This is a genomic window from Microbacterium sp. M4A5_1d, assembly GCF_053345465.1.
In genome coordinates, this window is sequence record NZ_JBKFAD010000002.1 from 95,288 (window position 1) to 119,759 (window position 24,472).

General features: G+C 71.6%; 20 protein-coding genes. 15 read left to right on the forward strand and 5 right to left on the reverse strand.

Annotation, left to right across the window (positions count from 1 at the left end):
• Window positions 1-63 precede the first annotated feature (63 nt).
• From ACLBWJ_RS08585 to ACLBWJ_RS08655, 15 genes are all read left to right on the forward strand, one after another.
• Entirely contained in the window at window positions 64-1,254 is a 1,191-nt protein-coding gene (locus ACLBWJ_RS08585) for an LLM class flavin-dependent oxidoreductase (RefSeq protein WP_447660120.1), read from the forward strand.
• On the forward strand, window positions 1,251-2,573 hold the full coding sequence (locus ACLBWJ_RS08590; RefSeq protein ID WP_447660121.1) for an NtaA/DmoA family FMN-dependent monooxygenase: 1,323 nt from the start codon (window positions 1,251-1,253) through the stop codon (window positions 2,571-2,573). Before ACLBWJ_RS08585 ends, ACLBWJ_RS08590 begins: the two co-directional genes overlap by 4 nt.
• A gap of 13 nt (window positions 2,574-2,586) precedes the next feature.
• Window positions 2,587-4,464, forward strand: coding sequence for an FAD/NAD(P)-binding protein (locus ACLBWJ_RS08595; protein ID WP_447660122.1), 1,878 nt, complete (start codon window positions 2,587-2,589; stop codon window positions 4,462-4,464).
• 49 nt (window positions 4,465-4,513) lie between these two features.
• Window positions 4,514-5,566, forward strand: a complete 1,053-nt coding sequence (locus ACLBWJ_RS08600; RefSeq protein ID WP_274178062.1) for an iron-siderophore ABC transporter substrate-binding protein — start codon at window positions 4,514-4,516, stop codon at window positions 5,564-5,566.
• Window positions 5,556-6,608: a FecCD family ABC transporter permease gene (locus ACLBWJ_RS08605; protein WP_447660123.1), complete on the forward strand. Its 1,053-nt coding sequence runs from the start codon at window positions 5,556-5,558 to the stop codon at window positions 6,606-6,608. The genes ACLBWJ_RS08600 and ACLBWJ_RS08605 overlap by 11 nt, the downstream gene beginning before the upstream one ends.
• The gene (locus tag ACLBWJ_RS08610; protein ID WP_447660124.1) at window positions 6,605-7,660 is read left to right on the forward strand and encodes a FecCD family ABC transporter permease; all 1,056 of its coding nucleotides are present in this window, start codon (window positions 6,605-6,607) and stop codon (window positions 7,658-7,660) included. Before ACLBWJ_RS08605 ends, ACLBWJ_RS08610 begins: the two co-directional genes overlap by 4 nt.
• The gene (locus ACLBWJ_RS08615) at window positions 7,657-8,460 is read left to right on the forward strand and encodes an ABC transporter ATP-binding protein (RefSeq protein ID WP_447660125.1); all 804 of its coding nucleotides are present in this window, start codon (window positions 7,657-7,659) and stop codon (window positions 8,458-8,460) included. Before ACLBWJ_RS08610 ends, ACLBWJ_RS08615 begins: the two co-directional genes overlap by 4 nt.
• A gap of 215 nt (window positions 8,461-8,675) precedes the next feature.
• Entirely contained in the window at window positions 8,676-10,331 is a 1,656-nt protein-coding gene (locus ACLBWJ_RS08620) for an ABC transporter substrate-binding protein (protein ID WP_447660126.1), read from the forward strand.
• A 30-nt stretch (window positions 10,332-10,361) separates the two neighbouring features.
• On the forward strand, window positions 10,362-11,318 hold the full coding sequence (locus ACLBWJ_RS08625; protein WP_447660127.1) for an ABC transporter permease: 957 nt from the start codon (window positions 10,362-10,364) through the stop codon (window positions 11,316-11,318).
• Between the two features lie 12 nt (window positions 11,319-11,330).
• The gene (locus ACLBWJ_RS08630) at window positions 11,331-12,263 is read left to right on the forward strand and encodes an ABC transporter permease (protein WP_447660128.1); all 933 of its coding nucleotides are present in this window, start codon (window positions 11,331-11,333) and stop codon (window positions 12,261-12,263) included.
• Window positions 12,260-13,909 carry a dipeptide ABC transporter ATP-binding protein gene (locus ACLBWJ_RS08635; RefSeq protein ID WP_447660129.1) on the forward strand — a complete coding sequence of 550 codons (1,650 nt, stop codon included), beginning with the start codon at window positions 12,260-12,262 and terminating at the stop codon, window positions 13,907-13,909. The genes ACLBWJ_RS08630 and ACLBWJ_RS08635 overlap by 4 nt, the downstream gene beginning before the upstream one ends.
• The gene (locus ACLBWJ_RS08640; protein ID WP_447660130.1) at window positions 13,906-15,249 is read left to right on the forward strand and encodes a M20/M25/M40 family metallo-hydrolase; all 1,344 of its coding nucleotides are present in this window, start codon (window positions 13,906-13,908) and stop codon (window positions 15,247-15,249) included. Before ACLBWJ_RS08635 ends, ACLBWJ_RS08640 begins: the two co-directional genes overlap by 4 nt.
• A complete protein-coding gene (locus ACLBWJ_RS08645; RefSeq protein ID WP_447660131.1) occupies window positions 15,246-16,121 on the forward strand; it encodes a DUF1684 domain-containing protein in 876 nt (291 codons plus the stop codon). Before ACLBWJ_RS08640 ends, ACLBWJ_RS08645 begins: the two co-directional genes overlap by 4 nt.
• Window positions 16,118-17,218: an LLM class flavin-dependent oxidoreductase gene (locus ACLBWJ_RS08650; protein ID WP_447660132.1), complete on the forward strand. Its 1,101-nt coding sequence runs from the start codon at window positions 16,118-16,120 to the stop codon at window positions 17,216-17,218. Before ACLBWJ_RS08645 ends, ACLBWJ_RS08650 begins: the two co-directional genes overlap by 4 nt.
• Window positions 17,215-18,723, forward strand: a complete 1,509-nt coding sequence (locus tag ACLBWJ_RS08655) for an MFS transporter (protein ID WP_447660133.1) — start codon at window positions 17,215-17,217, stop codon at window positions 18,721-18,723. Before ACLBWJ_RS08650 ends, ACLBWJ_RS08655 begins: the two co-directional genes overlap by 4 nt.
• Here ACLBWJ_RS08655 and ACLBWJ_RS08660 read toward each other — a convergent pair.
• The 5 genes from ACLBWJ_RS08660 to ACLBWJ_RS08680 all read right to left on the reverse strand — a co-directional run bounded on the left by ACLBWJ_RS08660 (window position 18,715) and on the right by ACLBWJ_RS08680 (window position 24,371).
• A complete protein-coding gene (locus ACLBWJ_RS08660; protein WP_447660134.1) occupies window positions 18,715-20,322 on the reverse strand; it encodes a molybdopterin-dependent oxidoreductase in 1,608 nt (535 codons plus the stop codon). The two genes, ACLBWJ_RS08655 and ACLBWJ_RS08660, sit on opposite strands and share 9 nt — an antisense overlap.
• 125 nt (window positions 20,323-20,447) lie before the next feature.
• Entirely contained in the window at window positions 20,448-21,500 is a 1,053-nt protein-coding gene (locus ACLBWJ_RS08665) for a GNAT family N-acetyltransferase (protein WP_323986967.1), read from the reverse strand.
• 47 nt (window positions 21,501-21,547) lie between these two features.
• Window positions 21,548-22,540, reverse strand: a complete 993-nt coding sequence (locus ACLBWJ_RS08670; RefSeq protein WP_447660135.1) for an ABC transporter substrate-binding protein — start codon at window positions 22,538-22,540, stop codon at window positions 21,548-21,550.
• A 53-nt stretch (window positions 22,541-22,593) separates the two neighbouring features.
• Entirely contained in the window at window positions 22,594-23,361 is a 768-nt protein-coding gene (locus tag ACLBWJ_RS08675; RefSeq protein WP_323986965.1) for an amino acid ABC transporter ATP-binding protein, read from the reverse strand.
• Window positions 23,358-24,371 (reverse strand): amino acid ABC transporter permease, encoded by a 1,014-nt coding sequence (locus tag ACLBWJ_RS08680; RefSeq protein WP_447660136.1) that lies wholly within the window; start codon window positions 24,369-24,371, stop codon window positions 23,358-23,360. Before ACLBWJ_RS08680 ends, ACLBWJ_RS08675 begins: the two co-directional genes overlap by 4 nt.
• Between the last annotated feature and the right edge of the window lie 101 nt (window positions 24,372-24,472).

Below are 24,472 nucleotides of genomic sequence, written 5' to 3' on the forward strand. Positions count from 1 at the left end.
GACAGGTGTCGCCGGATGACGCGCGGTCTTGGCACCGCTCGGGCCGAGGTCGACAGTGGGCTCATGTCTCACCGCATCCATCTCGCCGTCGCCCTCGAGCGGGCCGGCTGGCACCCCGCCGCATGGCGTGATTCCGGCCTCTCGACGCGGTCACTCACGACACCGCGCCACTGGGCGGACCAGGTGCGTCTCCTCGACGGGGCGGGCGTCGCTTTCGCAACCATCGAAGACGCGCTCTCGCTGACCGATCGCATCGAAGACCCGAACGATCCTGACCCGCGGCGCCTGCACGGGCGCATCGACGCGGTGCTGCTGGCATCGGCGCTCGCGCCGCTCACCCATCGGATCGGCCTGATCCCGACAGTCACGACGACGCACACCGAGCCGTTCCATGTGGCCACCGGCATTCAGACGCTCGACTTCGCCAGCCGCGGCCGCGCGGGCGTGCGCCTCGTCGTCGGCGGCTCGGCCGCCGAGCGAGCGAACTTCGGGCGCCGCGACGAGATCGACCTCGAGACCGGGTTCCGCGAGGCGGGCGAGGTCGCCGACGCGCTCGGGCGCCTCTGGGACTCATGGCAGGACGACGCCATCATCCGGGATGCCGCGAGCGGACGCTTCGTCGATGCCGACCGCATCCACAACATCGACTTCGCGGGCGAGTTCTTCTCGATCACCGGCGCGTCGATCGTGCCCCGCTCGCCCCAGGGCCGCCCGATCATCTCGGTGCTCGCGCACCAGACCGTGCCGTTCCGCCTTGCGGCCGAGCACGCCGATGTCGTGTTCATCACACCCCACGATGCGGCCGCGGCGACCGGCATCCTCGCCGAGCTCGACGGAGCAGCCGCCGAGCTGCGCCGCGCTCGCGAGCGGCTGCGAGTGTTCGCCGACGTGATCGTGCTGATCGAGGAAACCTCGACCGCCGCCCGCGAGGCGCTCGCGCGGCTCGACGACCTGGCTGGGGCCGAGTTCCACTCCGACGCGCGCATCGTCGCCGGCACGCCGACCGAGGTCGCCGAGCACCTCCGCGCCCTCGCCGAGACCGGCGTCGACGGCGTGCGGTTGCGTCCCGCACGTCAGCCCGACGACGTCGTCGCGATCGCGGAGCGCCTCGCCCCGCTGCTGCGCGCGACCCGCGTGCTGCGCGACGACGACGCGGCCACCCTGCGGGGCCGGCTCGGCCTGCCGCGGCCCGACAGCCGGTACGCCGCCCCGACGCACGATTCCGCCCCGGCACGAGAGAAGGTCGCCCTGTGAGCCGTTCGCCCCGCCAGATCCACCTGGCCGCCCACTTCCCCGGCGTGAACAGCACGACGGTCTGGACCGATGCCGCCTCGGGAAGCCAGATCGACTTCGCGGCATTCGAGTACTTCGCCCGCACGGCCGAGCGCGGCTTCTTCGACTATGTCTTCCTCGCCGAAGGCCTGCGGCTGCGCGAGCACAAGGGCCGCGTGCACGAGCTCGACGTGCTCGGACGGCCCAACACTCTCGCGGTCCTGGCGGCGCTCACCGCGGTCACCGATCACGTCGGCCTGGTCGGCACCCTGAGCACGACGTTCAACGAGCCGTACGAGCTCGCCCGCCAGCTCGCGACGCTCGACCACCTCTCGGGGGGCCGCGCCGGATGGAACGCCGTGACGAGCTCCGACGCGTTCCACGGCGCGAACTTCCGCCGCGGCGGGTTCCTCGACCACGCCGATCGGTACGAGCGCGCAAAGGAGTTCGCCGCGCTGTCGAAGAAGCTCTGGGACTCGTGGGACGAGGGCGAGGCGCTGCCGCGCCGCATCCGTCACTCCGGCCCGCAGTTCGACGTCGACGCCCTTTTCGATGTCTCCCGCTCGCCGCAGGGGCGCCCCGTGATCGTGCAGGCCGGCGACTCCGCCGACGGGCGCGACTTCGGGGCCGAGCACGCGGAGGTCATCTTCTCGCTGCACCAGGACTTCGACGCCGCCCGGGTGTTCTACGACGACGTCAAGGGGCGCCTCGCCGCCTGGGGTCGCGACGAGGACTCGCTGAAGATCCTGCCCGCCGCGACCTTCGTCATCGGCGACACGGATGCCGAGGCGCGCGAGCGGTCGCGTGAGATCGCTCTGCAGCAGGTGAGGCCCGAGCAGGCGCTGACCTACCTCGAGCAGGTGTGGGGTCGCGACCTCAGCGACTACGACCCCGACGGTCCGCTGCCCGACGTCGAGCCCGACACCGGCTCGGAGACCGCGCGCGGCTGGGCGAATCGCCACAGAGCCGTGCAAGCGCGCATCGCGTCGCTGCGGGAGCTGTCGGAGGCCGAGGGGCTGAGCGTGCGCGAGCTCGTCATCCGGCTGACGGCGAAGCACACGTTCGTGGGCACGCCCGAGCACATCGCGGGCGAGATCGACCGCTACGTGCAGGAGCGCGCGACCGACGGCTTCACCGTCGTGGGCCACCTGACCCCGCACGGCCTCGACGAGTTCGCCACGCGTGTCGTCCCGCTGCTGCAGGAACGCGGGTCGTACCGCGACTCGTACGACGAGGGCGCGACGCTGCGCGACCTGCTCGGGCTGCCGGCTGCGGTGCCCGCCGCTGCGCCGGTGCGATGACGCGGCGGTTCGCGTGAGCGTCCATCGGCTCGTCTTCGTGGGCGCCGGCCCGCGCGCGATCATGCTCCTCGAGCGGATCGTGGCGCGATTCGGTATCGCCGCGGGCGCGGCCGACGCACGCGCCGTCAGCGCGCCACGTCTGCACGTCGAGCTGATCGACCCGCATCCGCCGGGCGGGGGCCGGATCTGGCGGCGAGCGCAGTCGCCGCTGCTGAAGCTCAACTCGATGGCGCGCGACGTCACGGTCTTCACCGACGACAGCTGCGCGATCGATGGACCGATCCGTCCGGGGCCCTCGCTCATCGAATGGGCCGAACTCTGGCGCAGCGGCGAGCTGGCCGCGACCGGACGGGGCATCGAGATCGACGACGAGGTGGTGGCGGCCGAGGCGCGCGGTCTGCGCGGCGACAGCTTTCCCACGCGGCGGCTGCACAGCTACTACCTGGAGTGGTTCTCCCGCCGCACGATCGCCGAGGCGCCGGCAGGGGTCACCGTCCGCTGGCGCCGCGACACGGTGGTGCGGGTGAGCGAGGCGAACCGGGTCACGCTGGCGAGCGGTCTCGAACTCGAGGCCGACGCGGTCGTCTACGCGGTCGGTCACAACGGACGCGAACCGGATGCCGCGACCGCGCAGCTCGCGGACGCCGCACGGCGCGCGGGGCTGCAGTACGTCCCGCCCGCGTTCACCGCCGATGCCGACCTCTCGCACCTCGGGGCGGGCGAGGACGTGATCGTCCGGGGCATGGGACTCGCCGCGGTCGACCTCGTCGTGCTGCTGACCCAGGGCCGCGGGGGTCGCTTCCTCGAGGAGGGCGACGGGCTGCAGTACGTGCCGTCGGGAAGCGAGCCGCGCCTGCATCTCGGGTCGCGGCGGGGCGTGCCCTACCGCTCCAAGGTGTCGTCGACGCTGCGGGGCGAGGCGCCCCAGCGCGAGGTGCTGACGCCGGCGGCCATCGAGGCGCTGCTCGCGCGGCCCGGCGAGGTCGACTTCGAGGCGGACGTGTGGCCGCTCATCGCGGGCGAGCTGCTGCACGGGCACTACCGAGAGCTGTTCACGGGGCACCCCGACCGCGTCGTGGGTGACTGGGCGTCGTTCCGCGCGGTGCTGCATTCCCACGCGTGGGACGACCCCGCGCTGCTCGACGCGATCGCGGCGGCGGTTCCCGACCCCCTCGACCGTTTCGACGTCGCGTCGCTGGATCGGCCGTTCGCCGACGCGACCTTCGAGGGCCGCGATGACGCGCACGGGCGGGTGCGCGAGCACATCGTCACCGACCTGCATCTGCGCACGGCCCCGGAACGCAGCGCCGCGCAGGGCGTCTTCCTCGCCGCGCTGCTGTCGTTCCTCGCCCTTGCCGAGATCCCTGCGGAACGATGGAACGAGCACTCGCGGACGGTGTCGCTGCCGGTGCGGTGGCACACCTTCTTCAGCTACGTCGCCAGCGGCCCGCCCCCGCATCGCCTCCGGGAGCTCTTGGCCCTCGCGGATGCGGGCGTCGTGCGGTTCCTCGGACCGGGAGTCGACGTGCGCGTCGAGCCGGGGCGCGGCTTCATCGCGTCGAGCCGTCGTGTTCCCGGCGAGACGGTCGCCCGCAGCCTCGTCGACGCGTGGCTGCCCGGGCCGGGGGCTGCCGCCAGCGACAATCCGGTGCTCCGCGCGCTCGTGGAACGGCAGGGCTCCGCGCTGCGGGTGCTGACCGACGCCGACGGCCGGGTGCTGGAGCGGGACGGCGTGCCTGCGGCATCCGTCTTCGCGATCGGCCCTTTCACGTCGCTTCCGGAGGGCGGGGCGTTCACGCGCCCGAACTCGAATGCCCTGTCGATCCGCCAGACCGACCGCACGGCCGGGGCTGTTCTCGCGGCACTGGTGTCGCTGGTTAGGGTAACCTAACGTTCGGTCGGGCTCCCGGCCGAACACCCTCCAGCGTTCAGGATCACGCATGCGCACCGCTCTCTCCCGTTCCGGGGGCCGCCTCGCCGCGGCCGCCGCCGCCCTCGCCATCGCCGGAGCCGGGCTGGTCGCCTGCTCGCCCGCTGAGTCGGGAACGAGCGCGTCGCCCTCGACGGCAGGCGACGCCTCGGGGGCCTTCCCGGTCACGATCACGTCGGCGCTGGGCGACGCCGTGATCCCCGAGAAGCCCGAGCGCGTCGCGACGTGGGGCTGGTCGGCGCAGGATGCCGTGCTCGCGCTCGGCGTCGTGCCGGTCGCGATGCCCGCCTTCGCCTACGGCGGCGTCGACGGCGTGCTCCCGTGGGACGCCGATGCGATCGCCGAGCTCGGGGGCGAGACGCCGACCCTCCTCACCGGCGGCGACACGAGCGAGCCGAACATCGAGGAGTTCGTCGAGGCCCGTCCCGACGTCATCCTCGCCCCCTACTCGGGCCTGACACAGGAGCAGTTCGACGCCCTGAGCAAGGTCGCGCCCGTCGTGGCCTACCCCGACCAGCGCTGGGCGACCTCGTGGGAGGACCAGACCGCCATCGTCGGACAGGCGCTCGGGATGTCGGATGAGGCGGCCGACCTCGTCGCTCAGGTCGACTCGGACATCGCCGACCTGGCATCGCAGCATCCCGCGCTCGCAGGGAAGTCGTTCGCCTACGGGGCGAACAACCAGCCCGAGATCCTCAACGTCTTCCGTGACGACGACCCCCGCGTGCAACTGCTGACGCAGCTGGGGATGACGGTCGCCCCCTCGGTCGAGGAACTCGCCCCCGACGGCGACGACAGCTACTTCTACCAGCTGGGCTTCGAGAACCTGAACGCTCTGGAGTCCGACGTCCTCGTGGCGTACTTCGGCACGCAGGCCGACGTCGACGCGTTCGTCGCCGACCCGCTCGTCGCCGCGATGCCGCAGGTGCAGCAGGACCGCTTCGCCCCGATCGTCGGCGAATCGTTCGTCATGGCCTCGAGCGCCCCGACGGTGCTGTCGATTCCGTGGATGCTCGACCAGTACGTCCCCCAGCTCGCAGCCGTCGCCGAGCGTGTCGGCTGACACCCTCGCGCTCTCCCGGGGCAGGGACCGCTCCTCGCGGTCACTGCCCCGTCGGCGTGTCTGGGCCGGGGCCGCGGTCGCCCTCGCGCTCGCGGGTGTCGTCTTCGCGAGCCTCGCGATCGGGACATCCGAGATTCCGCTCGACACCGTCTGGCACGCGCTGACGGCGTATGACCCCGCCGATCCGGAACACATCGCGATCATCGAGAAGCGCCTGCCGCGGACGATCGTCGGTATCGTCATCGGCGCCGCGCTGGGACTGTCGGGCACGATCGCCCAGGGGCTGACCCGCAACCCACTCGCCGATCCCGGCATCCTCGGTGTCAATCAGGGCGCAGCGCTCGCGGTCGTCACGGCCATCACCGTCTTCGGAGCCACGGGCCCCGGCTCGTACCTCTGGTTCGCAATCGGCGGCGCCGCGATCGCGGCCGCCGTCGTCTGGGTGCTGTCGTCGCGGGGACGCGACGGCGGGACCCCCGGCAAGCTCGCGCTCGCGGGAGCAGCCGTGTCGGCGGCGCTGTTCTCACTCGTCTCGGCCGTGCTCATCGTCAGCCGCGAAGCGCTCGACGCCATGCGGTTCTGGCAGGTCGGCGCCCTGGCCGGGCGCGGCCTCGACGTGCTCGTCCCGGTGCTGCCGGTCTTGATCGTCGCGGCCGTCGTCGCCCTGTCGGCCGGGCGGACCCTCAACCTCTTCGCGCTCGGCGATGAGACGGCTGCGGCGCTCGGCTTGCGCGTGAACCGCGCACGCCTGCTGCTCGCGGTGGTGCTCGTCGTCCTCGCGGCGGCGGCCACGGCCGTTGCCGGACCCATCGCGTTCGTCGGCCTCGTCGTCCCGCACGTCGTCCGCGGCATCGTGGGTGCGGACTACCGGTGGATCCTGCTGTTCGCAGCGCCGGTCGCCGCGATCCTCCTCGTCGCGGCAGACGTCGTGGCCCGGATCGTCGCTCGACCGGGCGAGCTGCAGGTCGGCATCGTCGTCGCGGCGATCGGTGCACCCTTCTTCATCGCGCTCGTGCGGCGCGGACGGATGGTGGGACTGTGACGACGGCGACGGGCACCGGCCCCGCGGCGATCACACGGCCCCTCCGTCGGGCCTCCGTTCGCCGCGTCGCGATCGTCTCGGCGAGCGCCGCCGCTGTCGTGGCCGTCCTGTTCGGGATCGCGCTGCTGCTCGGGCCGGCCGCGCTCGCACCGGCGGAAGTGATCGAGGCGATCACCGGCCGAGCCCAGCCGGTCGTCTCGTTCGTCGTGTGGGAGCTGCGGATGCCGCGCGCGCTCGCGGCCGTCGTCGTCGGCGCCTGCCTGGGGGCAGCCGGCGCCGTCTTCCAGTCGGTGCTGCGCAACCCGCTCGCAAGCCCCGACGTGCTCGGCGTCACAGCTTCGGCCGGTGCCGTCGGTGTCGCCGGGGTACTCGGGTTGGGTGCCAGCGGCATCGCGCTGACAGGTCTCGTCGCCGGTGGGTCGGTCGTCGCCGCGGTGATCATCGGCGTCCTCGCCTGGCACCGCGGGCTGCACGGCATGAGGCTCATCCTCGTCGGCGTCGGATTCTCCGCGTTCGCGACGGCGCTGACCGGAACCGTACTCACCCGCGCCGAGATCCGCGACGTGAGCGTCGCATACACGTGGCTCGTCGGCAGCCTGGGCGGCTCGTCGTGGGAGGTGGTCGGCACGAGCGGGGTCATCGCTCTCGCGGTCTTCGCCCTGCTGGGCCTGCAGGCGCGGGGTCTGCGGGGGCTGGAGCTCGACGACGCGACCGCCGCGGCGCTGGGCGTGCGCGTGCAGCGGGTGCGCGTCGGCGCTCTGCTCGCCGCCGTCGTCCTCGCTGCGATCGCCGTCGGCGCGAGCGGACCGATCGGCTTCGTCGCCCTGATGGCGCCGCAGATCGCGCGGCGCCTCGTGGGGCCGGGGTCGATCTCAATCGTGGCCTCGGCCGCCGTCGGCGCCGCCCTCGTCAGCGCGGCGGATCTCATCGCGCAGTACGCGGTACCCGGCATCCCCTTTCCCGTCGGGGTCGTGACGGGAGCGATCGGCGCGCCCTACCTCGCCTGGCTGCTGACACGTTCCGACCCCACCCGACCGGGAGGCACCCGATGACCACCGCCGACCACCGACTCAGCGCCGAGGCGATCACGCTCGGCTACGACGGAGTCACGATCGTCGACGGCCTGTCGCTCGCCGTGCCACCCGGGCGGATCACCGTGATCGTCGGAGCGAACGCGTGCGGGAAGTCGACGCTGCTGCGGGCTCTCGCCCGGCTGCTCACGCCCACCGCGGGCGCGGTGCTGCTCGACGGCGCCGACATCCGTTCGCGGCCGACCGCGGAGGTCGCGCGGGTGCTGGGACTGCTGCCGCAGTCGCCGGTCGCGCCGGAGTCGATTCTCGTGGCCGACCTCGTCGCCCGCGGGCGGTACCCGCACCAGAGCTGGCTCCGCCGGCGCGCGTCGGAGGACGACGCGATCGTCGATGCGGCAATGCGCACGGCGGGGGTGGACGACCTCGCCGACCGTTCCGTCGACACGCTCTCGGGCGGTCAGCGTCAGCGCGTCTGGATCGCGATGGCCCTGGCGCAGCAGACCGACCTCATGCTGCTGGACGAGCCGACGACCTACCTCGACATCAGCCACCAGATCGACGTGCTCGACCTCCTCGTCGACCTCAACCGCGAGCGGGGGACCACGGTCGTGATGGTGCTGCACGAGCTGTCACTCGCGTGCCGTTACGCCGACCATCTCGTCGCGATGTCGGGTGGCCGCATCGTCGCCGAGGGAGCGCCGTCGGACATCGTCACCGCGGACCTCGTGCGCGAGGTCTTCGGGATCGACGCGATCGTCATCCCCGACCCGGCATCCGGTACACCGCTCGTCTCGCCGCTCGGCCGTCACCACCGCGCCTGAGGTGCGCCTCCCCCTCCCCCGGAGGTCGACTCGCCACGTATTGCGGATGAGGGGGCGTCAGCATCCGCATTTTCTGGCGACTCAACGCAAGGCGGGAGGGGATAACCCTGCGCTGGATGACGCTGCGTGACGGGGTGTGAAGCTGGGTGTCGGGGTCTTCCGCTGTGTGACGGGGGCGCGCGCGGGCCGCGTCGATGGTCGCGAGCCTGGGACGCATGCCTCTCCTCCACGCCCGTTCCCGCGCCCGCACTCGTTCTCGTGCGCTCCGCGTCACCGCACCGACCGCGCTCCTCGTCGGCGCGGCCGCCGGTGCCCTACTCCTGTCCGCCTGCAGCTCGACGACCGCCGGCGCGAGCCCCTCGCCGTCGGGCGAGCCCGTCTCGGGCGGCACGCTGACCTTCGCGATCTCCGTCGACAGCCAGTGCATCGATCCGCAGCAGGTCGGGAACAACGACGCGATCGCGATCGCCCGGCAGACCGTCGCGTCGCTGACCACGCAGGATGCCGAGACGGGCGAGATCCTGCCCTGGCTCGCCGAGGACTACGAGGTCAACGCCGACGCCACGAGCTTCACGTTCACGCTGCGCGACGGCGCAACCTACGCCGACGGCGCTCCGATCGACGCCGCCTCGGTGAAGACGAACTTCGAGGCGATCCAGGCGCTCGGCGCGAAGGCCCCGCTGGGGTCGTCATACCTGGCCGATCTCGCGAGCATCGACGTCGTCGACGACAGCACCGTGACGATCGCGTTCTCGCGTCCGAGCGCGCAGTTCCTGCAGGCGACGTCGACGTTCAGCCTCGGGCTGCTCTCGCCCGCGACCGCCGCGGTGAGCCAGGCCGACCGCTGCCTCGGCGACTACGTCGGCTCGGGCCCGTTCTCGGTCGAGAACTACACGCCGAACCAGGGCGCGACGCTCGTGCGTCGCGAGGGCTACGACTGGGGCCCCTCGACCAACGATCACACCGGCGAGGCCTACCTCGACGCGATCGAGTACGTCGTCGTTCCCGAAGCAGGCAACCGCACCGGCAGCCTGCAGTCGGGGCAGATCGACGCGACCACCGGCATCTCGGCGACCGACGCCGTGCTGTTCGAGGGCGACGGCTTCTGGAGCGAGAACCGCGCCAACCCCGGCGTCGTCTACAACCTCTACGCGAACCAGTCGACCCCCAAGCTCGCCGACCCCGACGTGCGCCTGGCGATCCAGAAGGGCATCGATCGCGAGGAGATCACCGCGACCCTGCTCGGACCCGACGACAAGCCGGCGGTGTCGCCGCTCGCCTCCTCCACGCCGTACTTCACCGACCTGAGCGACGTGCTCGAGTACGATCCGGATGCCGCGGGCGACCTGCTCGACGGGGCCGGATGGACGGTCGGCGCCGACGGCATCCGCGAGAAGGACGGCGAGAAGCTCAGCTTCCTCGTCACGTACTGGCAGTCGCCCAAGGAGGTGCTCGAGCTCGTCCAGCAGCAGCTGCGCGAGATCGGCGTCGACCTGCAGCTGAAGTTCGCCAGCATCGCCGACTCGCAGGCGGCATCCGCTGACGGCACCTACGACTTCGTCTACGGCAACCTGACCCGGTCCGACCCCGACGTGCTGCGTACGGTCTTCACGGCCGACAACCCGACCGGCAACACCCGGCGCACCACACGCACCGCCGTCGACGACCTGCTCGACGAGCAGTCGGCGATCACGGATGCCGCCCAGCGTCAGACCGTCGTCGACGACGCGGCACGCGCGCTCGTGACCGAGGGCATCACCATCCCGATCTACGAACTGTCGACCACCATCACCGCGTCGTCGAAGGTGCGGGGTCTCACGTTCGAGGCGTCGAGCCGTCTCGACTTCTACGACGCCTGGATCACCGAGTAAGCGCGCCGAACGGACGGGGAACGGATCATCATGTGGCTGGCATACATCGCGCGACGCGTCGGACAGGGCCTGGTCGTGCTCTGGGCGGCGTACACGATCTCGTTCCTCGTCCTCTATCTGCTGCCCGGTGACGCCGCGGCGTTGTTCGCCGGCGGTGCCGACCAGGAAGCGGTCGACCCCGAGCTCGTGGCGCGGCTTCGCGCCGAGCTCGGGCTCGACCGGCCCCTGTGGGAGCAGTACCTCACGGCGCTCGGCCGGGCCCTGGTCGGCGACTTCGGCACCTCGACGCAGACCGGTCGTCCCGCCGCCGACCTGCTCGGTGAGGCGCTGCCTCCGACGCTCGCCCTGACCGGCTTCGCCTTCGTCCTGTCGATCGTCCTCGGCGCGGTCCTCGCCCTCGCGGCCTCGCTCACGCGGACCCCGTGGCTGCGCAACCTGCTGTTCTCGCTCCCCCCGATCGGCGTCTCCATCCCGGTGTTCTGGATCGGTCTCCTGCTGCTGCAGGCGTTCTCGTTCCAGCTGCGGCTGTTCCCGGCGATGGGCGACGACGGCTTCGTGAGCCTCGTGCTGCCCGCCGTGACGATCGCGATCCCCTCGGGGGCGTTCATCGCCCAGCTGCTCTCGCGCAGCCTGCGCTCAACCCTCGCACAGCCCTACGTCGAGGTCGTCCGCGCGAAGGGCGCCGGCGAGGCCCGCGTGCAGTTCGGCCACGCGCTGCGCAACGCCGTCATCCCGACCCTCACGATGGGCGGCGTTCTCGTGGGCGGGCTGCTCTCGGGCGCCGTCGTGACCGAGACCGTCTTCTCGCGCCTCGGCATCGGTCGGCTGGTGGTGACCGCCGTCAACAACCGCGACGTGCCCGTCGTGCAGATCGTCGTGGTGTTCGCCGCCCTCGTGTTCGTCATCGCCAACCTGCTCGTCGATCTCGTCTACCCGCTCGTCGACCGCCGCATCACGCTCGCGCGCACGGCGTTCGTCGCCGCCTGAGCCGGAGGAACCATGGCCATCATCCTCGACGCACCCGCCCGTCCCGCCGACCCCGCCGACCCCACCGGCACGGGGCCGAGCGGCAGCCACCGACCGCCCCGCACCGGAGCGGATCGGGCACGTGCTGCGCGCGGCATCCGATCGTTCCTGCGCCAGCCGACGCTCGTGCTCGCCGTCGCGGTGCTCGCCCTGGTCGTGCTGTGGGCGGTGGCGCCGACCTGGTTCACGTCGTGGGACCCGATCGAGGGGGTGGCGCGCGACCGGCTGCAGCCGCCATCGCCGGAGCACCTGTTCGGCACCGACAACCTCGGCCGCGACCTGTTCGCCCGGGTCGTGCACGGGTCGGCCACGTCGCTCGCCGCGACGAGCGTCGCCGTCGTCGTGGGGCTCACGGTGGGATCGGTGTTCGGGCTGCTCGCGGGCTTCCTGCGCGGATTCGTCGACGACGCGATCATGCGCTTCATGGACGTGCTCCTTGCGATCCCGAGCCTGCTGCTCTCGCTCGCCCTCATCACGGCGCTGGGCTTCGGGACGATCAACGTCGCGATCGCGGTCGGACTCGCGAGCGTCGCGTCGTTCTCGCGCGTGATGCGCGCGGAGGTGCTGCAGGTCGCGACGGCCGTCTACGTCGAGGCGGCCCGGGTCTCGGGCGTGCGGTGGTACACGATCCTCGCCCGTCACGTCCTGCCGAACGCATCGGGGCCGGTCGTCGCCCTCGCGGCGCTGGAGTTCGGCGTCATGGTGCTCGCGATCTCGTCGCTGTCGTTCCTCGGGTTCGGCGCACCGCCGCCGACGCCCGAGTGGGGATCGCTCGTGTCGGGCGGCCGTGACTACCTCGCCGTGGCCTGGTGGCTGACGACGCTCCCGGGGCTCGTGATCGTCGCCGTCGTGCTCTCGGCCAACCGCATCTCGCGCGCCCTCGAACGCAACGGAGGAAGCCGATGACGGCCCTGCACACCCCCCTGCTCGAGGTCGACGGCCTGACGGTGTCGTACACGGTCGACAGCGAGACACGCACGGCCGTGACGGATGTCTCGTTCTCGGTCGACCGCGGAGAGGTCGTCGCCATCGTCGGCGAGTCGGGTTCGGGAAAGAGCACGACCGCGCATGCCGTCATCCACCTGCTCGCACGCAATGCCCGCGTCGACGCCGGTGCCATCCGGTTCGACGGCGAAGACCTCACCGGGCTGTCGTCCCGGGCCTGGCGCGAGGTGCGCGGTCGCAAGATCGGTCTGATCCCGCAGGACCCGGGAACGAGCCTGAACCCGGTGAAGCGCGTGGGTCGCCAGGTCGGCGAACCGCTCGTGATCCACGGACTCGCCTCGCGCCGCGCGGCCGACCGGCAGGCGGTGCAGCTGCTCGGGCTCGCCGGCATCCCCGCGCCCGAGGCCCGGGCGCACCAGTTCCCGCACCAGTTCTCGGGCGGGATGCGGCAGCGCGCACTCATCGCCGCAGCGCTCGCGGCCGAGCCGCAGCTCGTGATCGCCGACGAGCCGACGAGCGCCCTCGACGTCACGGTGCAGAAGCAGATCCTCGACCACATCGACACGCTCGCCGACACCCTCGGCACCGCGGTGCTGCTCATCACGCACGACCTCGGAGTCGCCGCCGACCGGGCCGACCGCATCATCGTGATGCAGCACGGGCGCATCGTCGAGCAGGGACCGGCGAGCGCCGTGCTCGGCGACCCGCAGCATCCCTATACGCGCGCGCTCATCGCGGCGGCGCCGGGACTGCGCGCGACCGGTCTGCGAACCGCGGATGTGCAGCCCGCAGCGGATGTGCAGCCTGAAGCGGATGTGCAGCCCGCCCCTCTCCTCGAGGTCACTGGGCTGCGCAAGGAGTTCGCGCTTCCCGGACGTCGCCGCCTCGTCGCGGTCGACGACGTGTCGTTCACGGTCGGACGGGGCGAGACCCTCGCGGTCGTGGGCGAATCGGGGTCGGGCAAGAGCACGACGGCGCGGCTCGCGCTGCGGCTCGAGCAGCCCACGGCCGGCGGCATCCGCTTCGACGGGGTCGATCTCGTGAGCGCCGGCCGCGAGCAGCTGCGGTCGCTCCGCCGTCGGTTCCAGCTCGTGTACCAAAGCCCGTACGCCTCGCTCGACCCGCGGTTCACGATCGCGGACGTCATCGACGAGCCGCTGCGCGCGTTCGGCATCGGTGACCGGACACGACGCGCAGCCCGCGTCCGGGAGCTGCTCGATCGGGTTGCACTGCCCGCCGACACCGCGCGGCGCCGACCCGCTGAGCTTTCGGGCGGGCAGCGCCAGCGCGTCGCGATCGCCCGCGCTCTCGCGACGGATCCCGACCTCGTCGTCCTCGACGAGGCGGTCTCGGCCCTCGACGTCTCGGTGCAGGCGCAGATCCTCGATCTGCTCGTCGAGCTGCAGCAGCAGCTGGGGGTGTCGTACCTCTTCATCAGCCACGACCTCGCCGTCGTACGCGAGATCTCGGACCGTGTCGCGGTGATGCAGAAGGGGCGCATCGTCGAGAAGGGGGCGACCGCCACGGTGCTGACGTACCCGCGCGAGGAGTACACGCGCCGCCTGATCAACGCCATCCCCGGACGCGCACGAGAGGCCGTCGCATGAGCGGCATTCCGGGGCTCGCCGAGCAGACGACCGAGCTGCTGCAGCAGCTGATCCGAAACGCCGCGGTCAACGACGGCACCCCCGACTCGGGGCAGGAGTGGCGCCAGGTGCGCACGCTGCAGGAGTTCTTTGCCGGCTCGGGCGTCGAAGGCGTCGTCGTGGAACCGCATCCGGGACGTCAGTCGCTGATCGTCCGGATCGAGGGCACCGACCGCGGCGCTCCGTCGCTCGCGCTCGTCGGCCACACGGATGTCGTGCCCGTCGAGCCGGCCGGCTGGGAGCGCGATCCGTTCGGCGCCGAGATCGTCGACGGTGTGCTGTGGGGACGCGGAGCGATCGACATGCTCAACCTCACCGCGGCCTACGCCGTCGTCACCCGGGCGATCGCGACGAGCGGCTTCCGTCCGCGCGGCGACCTCGTGTTCGCGGCCGTCGCGGACGAGGAGAGCGGCAGCAGGTTCGGTGTCGGTTGGCTCACCGAGCACCGACTCGACCTCATCGACGCCGACTACGTCCTGACCGAGTCGGGCGGCGCGCACGCCGGCTCCACGCCGTCGCTCGGAGTCATGGTGGGAGAGAAGGGCGGAGCCGGCCGCCTGCTGCGGGTGCGGGGCGTGCCGGGCCACGGCTCCGCGCCGTGGGGGACCCGCAACGCCGGCGTGATCGCAGCCGAGGCGGTGACGCGGCTCGCGCAATTCCGCGGCCCCACGGTCATCACGCCGCAGTGGCGCGCCTACGCGGAGGCCCTCGAGCTCGACCCCGACGTGAGTGCGGCGGTCACCGATCCTGCCCGGTTCTTCGAGGGCGTCGACGCGCTCGGAGACCTCAACGGCTTCGCGCACGCATCGACGCACACGACCATCTCGCCCAACGTGGTGCGCGCGGGCGAGAAGGCCAACGTCATCCCCGGCGAGGCGACCGTGCAGCTCGACATCCGGATCCTGCCGGGCGTGACGCGCGACGACGTCCACGGCTACCTGCGCGAGGCGCTCGGCGATCTGCTCGAGCACATCGAGATCGAGGGCGACTGGTTCGGCGAGTCGACGATCTCGCCGACGGACACGCCGCTGTTCGCCGCGCTCGGAAGCGCCGTGCGCCGGGCCTACCCCGGCGCGGAGCTGCTTCCGATGCTCGGCATCGGCGGCACCGACGGCCGGTTCTACCGGCGGCGCGGCATCCCCGCCTACGGGTTCGGCGTGCTCAGCGAACGCTGGGACTACGGCACCTTCCGCCGGCTGTTCCACGGCCACAACGAGCGCATCGACCTGGCCTCGCTCGACCTCACCGTCCACGCGCTCGACCACGTCGTGCGCACCTTCCACGATCAGGAGAACACATGAGCACGACGATCGACGACAGTATCCCCGGGGGCACCATCGACCGCGCGGCCTTCGGTCGCGACTGGGAGACGTGGCACCGCGAGCACGAGGCGCGGCGGGCCGACCCGCACGGCTTCCTCGCGGTGACGGGGCTGCACTGGCTCGGCGACATCGCCGTCACGCTGCCCGACGCACCCGGCACATGGACGCTCGGGCCCGACGGGCCGGTCGTGAGCCTGGCCGACGGCGAGACGCTCGACCTCGACGGCGAGACGCTGCGCGGCGAGCACGCCTTCGGCGAGATCCCCGAGCGCGGCGGTGTGAACCTCGGCTTCGCGGACGGCGATGTCACCGGGGTGATCGAGCTCGCGCAGCGGGGCGGTCACACGATCGTGCGCCCGCGACGCGACGATCATTCCTTCCTGGCGTCGTACACCGGCACGCCCACGTACGTTCCCAATCCGCGCTGGCGGGTCGCGGCGCGGTTCCGGGCGTTCGACGAGCCCCGTCCGACCGAGGTCGGCGCGGCCGTCGACGGCCTCACCCACGTGTACGACGCTCCGGGAGTGCTGGAGTTCTCGTGGCGCGGTGAGACGTTCTCGCTGACCGCCCTCCCGGGCCACGCCGGGCCGGGAAGCCTGCTCGTCCTCTTCACCGACGCGACGAGCGGACTCACGACGTACGCCGCGAACCGGTCGGTCTCGGTCGCGGCGCCCGACGACGACGGCTGGACGGTCATCGACTTCAACCGCGCCGTGAACCTGCCGTGCGCCTACACCGACCACGCGACGTGTCCCCTGCCCCCGGCGGAGAACCGGCTGCCTATCGGCATCGAGGCGGGCGAGAAGACTCCGCTCGCCCGCGTCAGCGCCGACACGGAGGTGTCACGATGAGGTTCCAGCTGCTCGACATCGTGCCCTACCGCCCCGATCCCGTCACCGGCCACCAAGTGTCACCGGCCGACCGGTTCGCCGAGACCGTCGAGCAGGCGGTCCGGGCCGAGGAGTGGGGGCTGGATGCCGTCGCCGTGGGCGAACGCCACGCGGGCCACTTCATCTCGTCGTCGCCGACCGTGCTGCTCGCGGCGATCGCGGCGCGCACCAGCCGCATCCGCCTCAACTCGGGCGTCACCGTGCTGTCGGTCCTCGATCCCGTGCGGGTCGCCGAGGACTACGCGACGATCGACCAGCTCTCCCGCGGCCGCCTCGACATCACGATCGGGAAGGGCAACGAGGTCGCGCAGTTCCCGTTGTTCGGCCTCGACATCGACGACCAGTGGGAGCTGCTGGCCGACAAGTACGCGCTGCTGCGCACGCTCTGGCGCCATGAGGACGTGTCGTGGCCGGGCTCGCCCTACACACGATCGCTGACGGGCGTCACGACCCTCCCCCGCCCGTTCGCCGGTGCGCCCCGGGTCTGGCACGGCTCGGCCACCACCCTGTTCTCGGCGGCGCTGGCCGCGCAGTACGGCGATCCGCTGTTCAGCGCGAACGCCATCCAGCCGCTCGAGAACTACGGCGTGCTCGTCGACCACTACCGCGCCGAGTTCGCCCGACACGGGCACGATCCCCGCGGCGCGTTCGTCGGGGCGGGGTCGGGTGCGCTGTTCATCGCGGACACGACCCAGGAGGCCATCGCGGCCTACGGCCCGGTGTACAACGCGCTCGTCGCGGCGACGAACGTGCCCGGCAACAACACCCCGTTCCGCGACATCGAGCACGCGGTCGCCGAGGGGCCGGCACTGGTCGGCACGCCGCAGCAGGTGATCGACAAGATCGCGCGCTTCCACGGCCGGCTGGGGCACGACCTGCAGTCGATCAGCCTTCCCACGACTGTGCCGTTCTCGCACCAACTGCAGATCCTGCACCGCTTCGCCACGGAGGTCGCGCCGGTGCTGCGGCGCGAGCTGCCGACGAACCTGTGGACCGACCTCGACCCCGCCGCGGATCGGGCGCGGACCGCCGCCGACCAGGTGGCCGTGCCCGCGTGACTCCCCGGGCGGCGCTGTGGGCGTGCCTGGCGGCCGGTTTCGCGACGTTGTTCGACGCGACCGTCATCACGTACGCGGCGCCGGATGTCGCGGCATCCCTCGACGCATCGACCGCTGGCGTGCAGTGGCTGCTCGCGTCGTTCTCGCTCACGTTCGGCCTGGGACTCATCCCCTCCGGCCGGCTGGGCGACGTGTACGGGCGGCGGCGGCTGTTCCTGCTCGGCCTGGCGATCTTCCTCGTCGGCGGGGTCGTGGCGGTGACGGCTCCGTCGATCGGGCTGCTGGTGGCGGCCCGCTTCGTCCAGGGCCTGGGTGCGGGTGTCATCAGCGCGCAGGTGCTGGGCACGATCCAGGACCTCTTCACCGGGGCAGCCCGCTTGCGGGCGCTCGGCGCCTATACGGCGACGGGAGCCCTCGCGGGACTGCTCGGGCCGGTGGCGGCGGCCCTCGTGTCGACCGCGGCACGCGCAGACGGAGCCTGGCCCGACGGAGGGTGGACGGACGGGGCCTGGCGCATCGTGCTGCTGATGCCGCTGCCGTTCGTGCTCGCGGCGATCGCGCTCGGGGCTCGCGGACTGCCCGGTCCCGTCCGCCTCGGTCCGTCGGACGATCGCCGCGTCGCCCTCGACCTGCCCGGCATCGTGCTGCTCTGCGCGATCGTCGTGGCGGCCACCCTGCCGGTCGTCGAACCCGGCCTCTCGGGAGTCGCCGGGATCATCGTGGCGGCCGCCGCCGGCGTGATGATCGTGGCGCTCGTCGCATGGGAGCGTCACTACGGCCGGCGGGGACGGCTGCCGCTGTTCGCGCCGGCTCTCGTGCGCTCGCGCGGCTTCGTCGCGGGCAACGTCTCGGCGCTGCTGTGGTTCGGCAGCGGCATGGCCTCCGCCTCGGCGGTGACCCTGTACTTCCTGCAGCGTCCCGGGCTGACGCCGTTCGCGATCGCCCTGCTCTTCGCCCCGGGAGCGGTGGCCAGACTCGTGGCCTCCCTGCTGAGCCAGCGGGTGTTCGCGAGGATCGGCACGGCGACCGTGTCGCTCGGGCTGACGATCCAGCTCCTGCTGCTGGCGCTGATCGCGGTCGCCGCGCCGCTCGTCGACGACGGCGCGCTGCTGGTCGTCGCGGCTGCGGCCCAGGTCGGCCTCGGGTTCGCCGGCGGTCTGGTCGAGCCGCCGATCCGCGCGCTCACGCTGTCGTTCGCGTCGGCGCGACTGCACGGCGTCGCGGCATCCTTCCTGCAGCTGACGCAGCGGCTGGCGGCGACGTTCCTCGTGGCGCTGACGACCGGCATCCTGCTGACCGCCAGTGGTCAGGCGACGGCCGGTTCGCTGCAGGCCGCGGTCGCCGTCTGCGCCCTCGCGAGCGCGCTGTCTCTCGCCGTTGCGCTGCACCCCGCGCTACGCGGTACCCCCGTCGAGTCGCCAGGAATTGCGGATGCGGCGGGTCCAGGATCCGCAGTTCGTGGCGAGTCGACGGGGGTTGCCGCAGGGGCTCGGGGGTCAGGCTGAGACCGTCACCAGGACGCGCTGCCAGCCACTCGAGCCGTCGGGAGCGATCGGGGCGCGCTCCTCGATCTGCGTGTCGCCGTCCTTGTTGACGGCGCGCACCTCGACGTAATGGGTTCCCGCCTCGGCCTGCCACTCGAGCATCCACTGCACCCACGTGTCGGCGTTGATCGGGTTGGAGAGCGTCGCAGCCTGCCAGTCGCCGTCGTCGATGCGCACCTCGACACGCTCGATGCCCACGGTCTGAGCCCAGGCCATTCCCGCGATCGCGACGGTTCCCGCCGCCACCGGGGTACCCGTGCGCGGCGTGTCGATGCGGGAGGAGAACTTGATCGGCGCTTCGGCTGCGTACCCACGCGGGGTCCAGTACGCCTCATCGGCCTCGAACGTCGTGACCTTCAGCTCCGTCACCCACTTCGTCGCGGAGACGTAGCCGTAGAGCCCGGGCACGACCATGCGCACCGGGAATCCGTGCTCGAGCGGCAACGGCTCGCCGTTCATCTTCACGGCGAAGATCGCGTCCCGCGCATCGTCGGTCAGAGCTTCCAGCGGAGTGGATGCCGTGTAGCCGTCGACGCTCTTCGAGAGCACCATGTCGGCGCCGGACTGCGGCCCGGCCATGCGCAGGATGTCGCGGATCGGGACGCCCTGCCAGATGGCGTTCCCCACCAGCCCGCCGCCGACCTCGTTCGAGACGCAGGTGAGCGTGACCGCGTACTCGTCGAGGCCCATGCCGACGAGGTCGTCGAAGCTCAGCTCGACACGCTGATCGACCATGCCGTCGATGACGAGGCGCCACGTGGTGGGGTCGACCGAGGGGACGGTGAGCGCCGTGTCGACGCGGTAGAAGTCCGCGTTCGGGGTGATGAGCGGCGAGATGCCCTCGACCTCGAGCTCGGCGCCGTCGGGGATCGTGACCGTCGACCGGGGTTCGGGGATGCGCAACTCACGGCGGAGGGCGTCGACCGAGGCCGTCGTCGCATTGAGCAGGCGGGCTCCGACGCCAACGATCACGGCCGCGAGGCCCACGCCGCCCGTCGCGACGAGGAAAGATCGACGGCCGAGGCCGCGCTGCTCAGCGGCCGGCGCGGCCGGGGTGTCGGCCTCCGCGGCATCCGCAGCGCCCGCCCAGCGCCGGAGGCGCGTGATGAGGAGAACGAGGACGAATACCCCGACCAGCGTTCCGATCACCGGCGGAACGAACGCCAGCGGGCTGGCTCCGGTGCGGGTGATGATGGCAGCGGTCGAGATCACCCCGGCGAGGGCGATCACGATGACGCCGAACGGCCGCACGAAGAACTGCAGGATGCCGGCGACCGCGGCGGCGATCACGACGGCGAGCGCGAGACTGCCGAGCAGGACGACCTTGTCGGCCGAGCCGAAGGTCGCGATCGCGAACTCCTTGAGGGGTTGCGGCACGATGTCGATGACGAAGGCACCCACCGCGAGGATGGGGCTGCTCTCGCGCGCGACGAGGAGCGCGATCAGTTCGGCGACGGCGAGGAAGGCGGCCGCGCTGACGATGCCCGCGAGGGCGCTCCACAGGCCCCAGGCCCAGCGCCGACTCTTCACCTGGTTCGCGGATGCGGTTGATTTCGCCATCGCTGTCGCCTCTCGATCGGCAGATCACTCGTACCGTGCATAGTTCTTCGTCGCCGAGCCCGCAACGGATGGAAATCCGGCGGAAACGGTGCGTGCTCGGCGGCGGGGACGGGGTGGGGCGGAGGCTAGAGGGGCTTGGCGAAGCAGCGGGAGAACGCGTACTCGGTGTACGGCGCGTAGATCGGGATGGGCGTGTAGCCGAGGCGTCCGTAGAGCTCGACGGCGTCATGCTGGCGGTCGCCGGTCTGCAGGATGACGCGTTCCGCGCCTCGATCGAGAGCGATGCGCTCGAGCTCGGCGAGCAGCGCCCGGCTCGCGCCGAGACCGCGGGCACGGGGGTGGACGTACACGCGCTTGATCTCGAGATCCCGGATGCCGTCGTGCTCGAGGACGCGGAGTGCGCCGTGGCCCACGGCCTCGCCCGCGGCATCCGTCACGAGCACCGTCGCGACGATCGTCGCGGGGTCGATCGCGAAGGCGCGGGCGGACCGGGCGGCGGCCTCGGGATCGGCGTCGTCGAAGCGGTCGGCGTAGCGCGGACCGACCTCACGGTCCATCTCGGCGCGCAGGGCCGCGGCACGCGGGTCGTCGTAGTCGATGTGCTCGAACAGCCACGTCATGGCCGAGACGCCGGCAGTGGTGCGGGTTGCCGCGCGGGGCTCCGGTGCGAGGTCGTATCCGAACGCGAGCAGGTCGACGAAACGGCCCGGCTCGACCTCGATCCGGCCCTCCCGCTCGGGCAGGCGCGTGAAGCCGAGCTTGGCGTACAGCGCGTGCGCGGCGGTCATCTCGGGCCCGCTGTTCATGACGACGCGATGCGATCCGCGCTGCCGGGCCAGCTCGATGACGTGCCGGGTGAGCGCCTCGCCGACTCCTCGGCCACGGGCTTCGGGGGCGACGGCGAGCTGGCGGAAGTCCGTCTCGCCGGGCTGCGCGACGCCGGCGAGCGGACGGTTGGGCCGGGCGACCCAGACGGTTCCGAGGATCTCGCCCTCATCCACCGCCACCCACACATCTCCGATCCGCACGCGGGCGGCGACGTCCCTCAGCGAGTCGAGGTACTGCTCCGAGAGTCGGTCGTAGCTCTGCTGGTAAGCGCGCGCGGTCAGCTCGCCCGCCCGAGCGAATTCCTCGGTGCGGACGAGCCGGATGGTGAGCGCTGTCGCGGTCGATGTCACGAGGCGACGCTACCTCTCACCGCGACCTGTTCACGACGCATAGCCGTTCATGACGCGGGGAGTCCGGGCGGGTTGATCTCGCTCTTCCCGATGCGCTCCGACTCGAGCCCCCACGTCTCGAGGACCTCGTCGTACTGCCCGCCCTCGATGAGGGCGTTGATCGCGATCGACACCGGCTCGATCAGGCCGTTGCCCTTCGCGGTCGCCGCGGCGATGTTGGCGGTCTGCGGCCAGCCGCCGGGCACGAGGCCGACGAGCTTGGTGTCGCCGGTCTCCCGGGCCGACCAGGCCGAGGTTGCGTTGGGGCCGAAGGTCGCGTCGACGCGGCCGGACTGCAGCGCGAGGACGGCGGCGGCGTTGTCGTCGTAGTACTGGAGTTCGGCGGGAGCCTCGCCGGCAGATTCGAGCTCCTCGTTCCAGGCGAGCAGCACCTGCTCCTGGTTTGTGCCCGAGCCGACCACGATCTTCAGGCCCGAGATGTCGGCGGCTCCCTCGATCTTCTCGATGTCGCTGTCGGCGCGGACGTAGAAGCCGAGGAGGTCTTCGCGGTAGCTCGCGAAGTCGTAGAGCTCCTTCCGCTCTTCCGTGACGGTGACGTTCGAGGTGATGAGGTCGTATTTGCCCGACTGGATGCCGAGGGGCCAATCGGCCCACGCGACGACGACGGGGTTGTACTCGAGCCCGAGCGCTTCGGCGATGAGCGATCCGATGTTGGGCTCGGTTCCGGCGGCCTCGGTCTCGCCCTCGGGGATGTAGCCGAGCGGGGGCAGGTAGGCGGAGTGGGCGACGGTCAGCTTGCCCTCCTCGACGGGCTGGAAGCCGCTCGCCTCGAGGGCCGCGACGGCCTCGGCGACGGGTTCGTCGAGGTGCACCCAGTGGATGTCGTCGGTCGCGACGTTGGCCGTGGTGGGTGCGGGCGCCGCGGCCTCGGCTTCGGCGGGTCGGTTGAGGTTCACGGCGGTGACGATGCCGCCGACGATCGCCGCGACCGCGACGACGCCGAGTCCGGCGGCGATGCCCTGCTTCTTACTGATGGCCATGCTGTGGGTCTCTCTCGAAAAGTGGGGTGCGGGTGGAGGGGTGGGATGGGATGTCAGGCGAGGACCTTGGCGAGGAACTCCTGCACGCGGGGGTGCTTCGGCGCGACGAGCACCTCGGCGGGCGGGCCCTGCTCGATGATCCGGCCGCCGTCGAGGAAGACGACGCGGTCGGCGACCTCGCGGGCGAAGCCGATCTCGTGGGTCACGATGATGAGCGTCGTCCCGAGCTGCGCCAGGTCGCGGATGACGTCGAGCACCTCGCCGACGAGTTCGGGGTCGAGCGCGCTCGTCGGCTCGTCGAACAGGATTACCTTGGGCTTCAGAGCCAGCGCTCGCGCGATCGCGACGCGCTGCTGCTGCCCGCCCGAGAGCTGGCGGGGGTAGTGACCGGCCTTGTCGCCGAGCCCGACGCGGTCGAGCAGCCCGAGCGCGAGCTCGCGGGCGTCGTCCTTCGACAGCCGACCGAGCGCGATGGGCGCTTCGGTGACGTTCTCGAGGGCGGTGAGGTGGGGAAAGAGGTTGAAGTTCTGGAAGACGATCCCGATCTGGGTGCGGCGTTCGAGCACCGCCTTCTCGCGCAGCTCGTAGAGCTTGCCGTTCCGCTGCTCGTAGCCGATGAACTCGCCGTCGACCGTGACCGATCCGCGGTCGACCGTCTCGAGATGATTGATGGTGCGCAGCAGCGTCGACTTGCCCGAGCCGCTCGCGCCGAGGATCGCGACGACCTCGCCCGGCTCGACCGTGAGGTCGATGCCGCCGAGCACCTCGACTCCGGCGTAGCTCTTGTGGACGTTGTGGATCTCGACGAGACCGATGGTCATGACTTTCCTCCGGGTGCGAGGGGGCGGGGTGCCGGCGCGTCGTCGCCGAGCCGAGCCCATTGCGCCGCGATCCAGCGGCGCGCGCGCTGGACGGGCGTGGGCGGCAGAACTCGTACGGATCCCCGCGCATAGTGACGCTCGATGTAGTACTGAAGGATGCTGAGCACCGTGGTGATGATCGTGTACCAGACCACCGCGACGAGCAGCAGCGGGATGACGCGGCTGTTGCGGTTGTAGATCACCTGCACCGCGTAGAACAGCTCGGGGATCGCGATCACGAACAGCACCGACGTGCCCTTGACGAGGCCGATCACCTCGTTCGTGGCGTTGGGGATGATCGATCGCATGGCCTGCGGCAGCACGATGCGGCTGAGTCGGCGACGCGGCGGGATGCCGAGGGCCGCGGCCGCCTCGAGCTGGCCCTGGTCGACCGAGAGCAGGCCGCCGCGGATGATCTCGGCGGAGTAGGCCGCCTGGTGCAGGCTCAGGCCGAGCACGCCCGCCGCGAACGCGCTGATGAGCTGCACCGTCGGGAACTCGACGATCCAGAAGTCGGTCGTGAAGGGGGTGCCCAGCCCGAGCGTCGGATACAGGTAGCCGAGGTTGTACCAGACGACCAACTGTACGACGAGGGGGACCGAGCGGAAGAACCAGATGAAGCTCCACGCCGCCGCGTTCAGCAGCGGCGACTTGGCGAGCCGAGCCAGCGCCAGCACCGTCCCGAGCAGGAATCCGATCGTCGCCGACACTGCCGTGTAGACGAGGGTGAGGCCGAGTCCCTGCAGCACCGGGTCGGAGAAGAAGTACTGCGCGAAGTAGCCCCACTCGTAGTTCTCGTTCGTCACGAGCGACCACAGGAACTGTGCGACGACGAACACGATGATCGCGGCGATCGCCCACCGGAACCAGTGCCGCGTGCGGACGACGGGGATGTCGCCGAGGTCGACGCGCTGCGCGGTCGGCGCAGTGTCGCCGACGCTGCGGTCGACGCGCGAGACGGTGTCGGTCATGCGGATCTCCTCGGAACGGCGCGGATGCAGCGGATGCTGCGGATCGCCCGACAGTAGAGCGGCGCGGGCGCCGCTGTCGCGGCGCCGCCACACACGGCGAC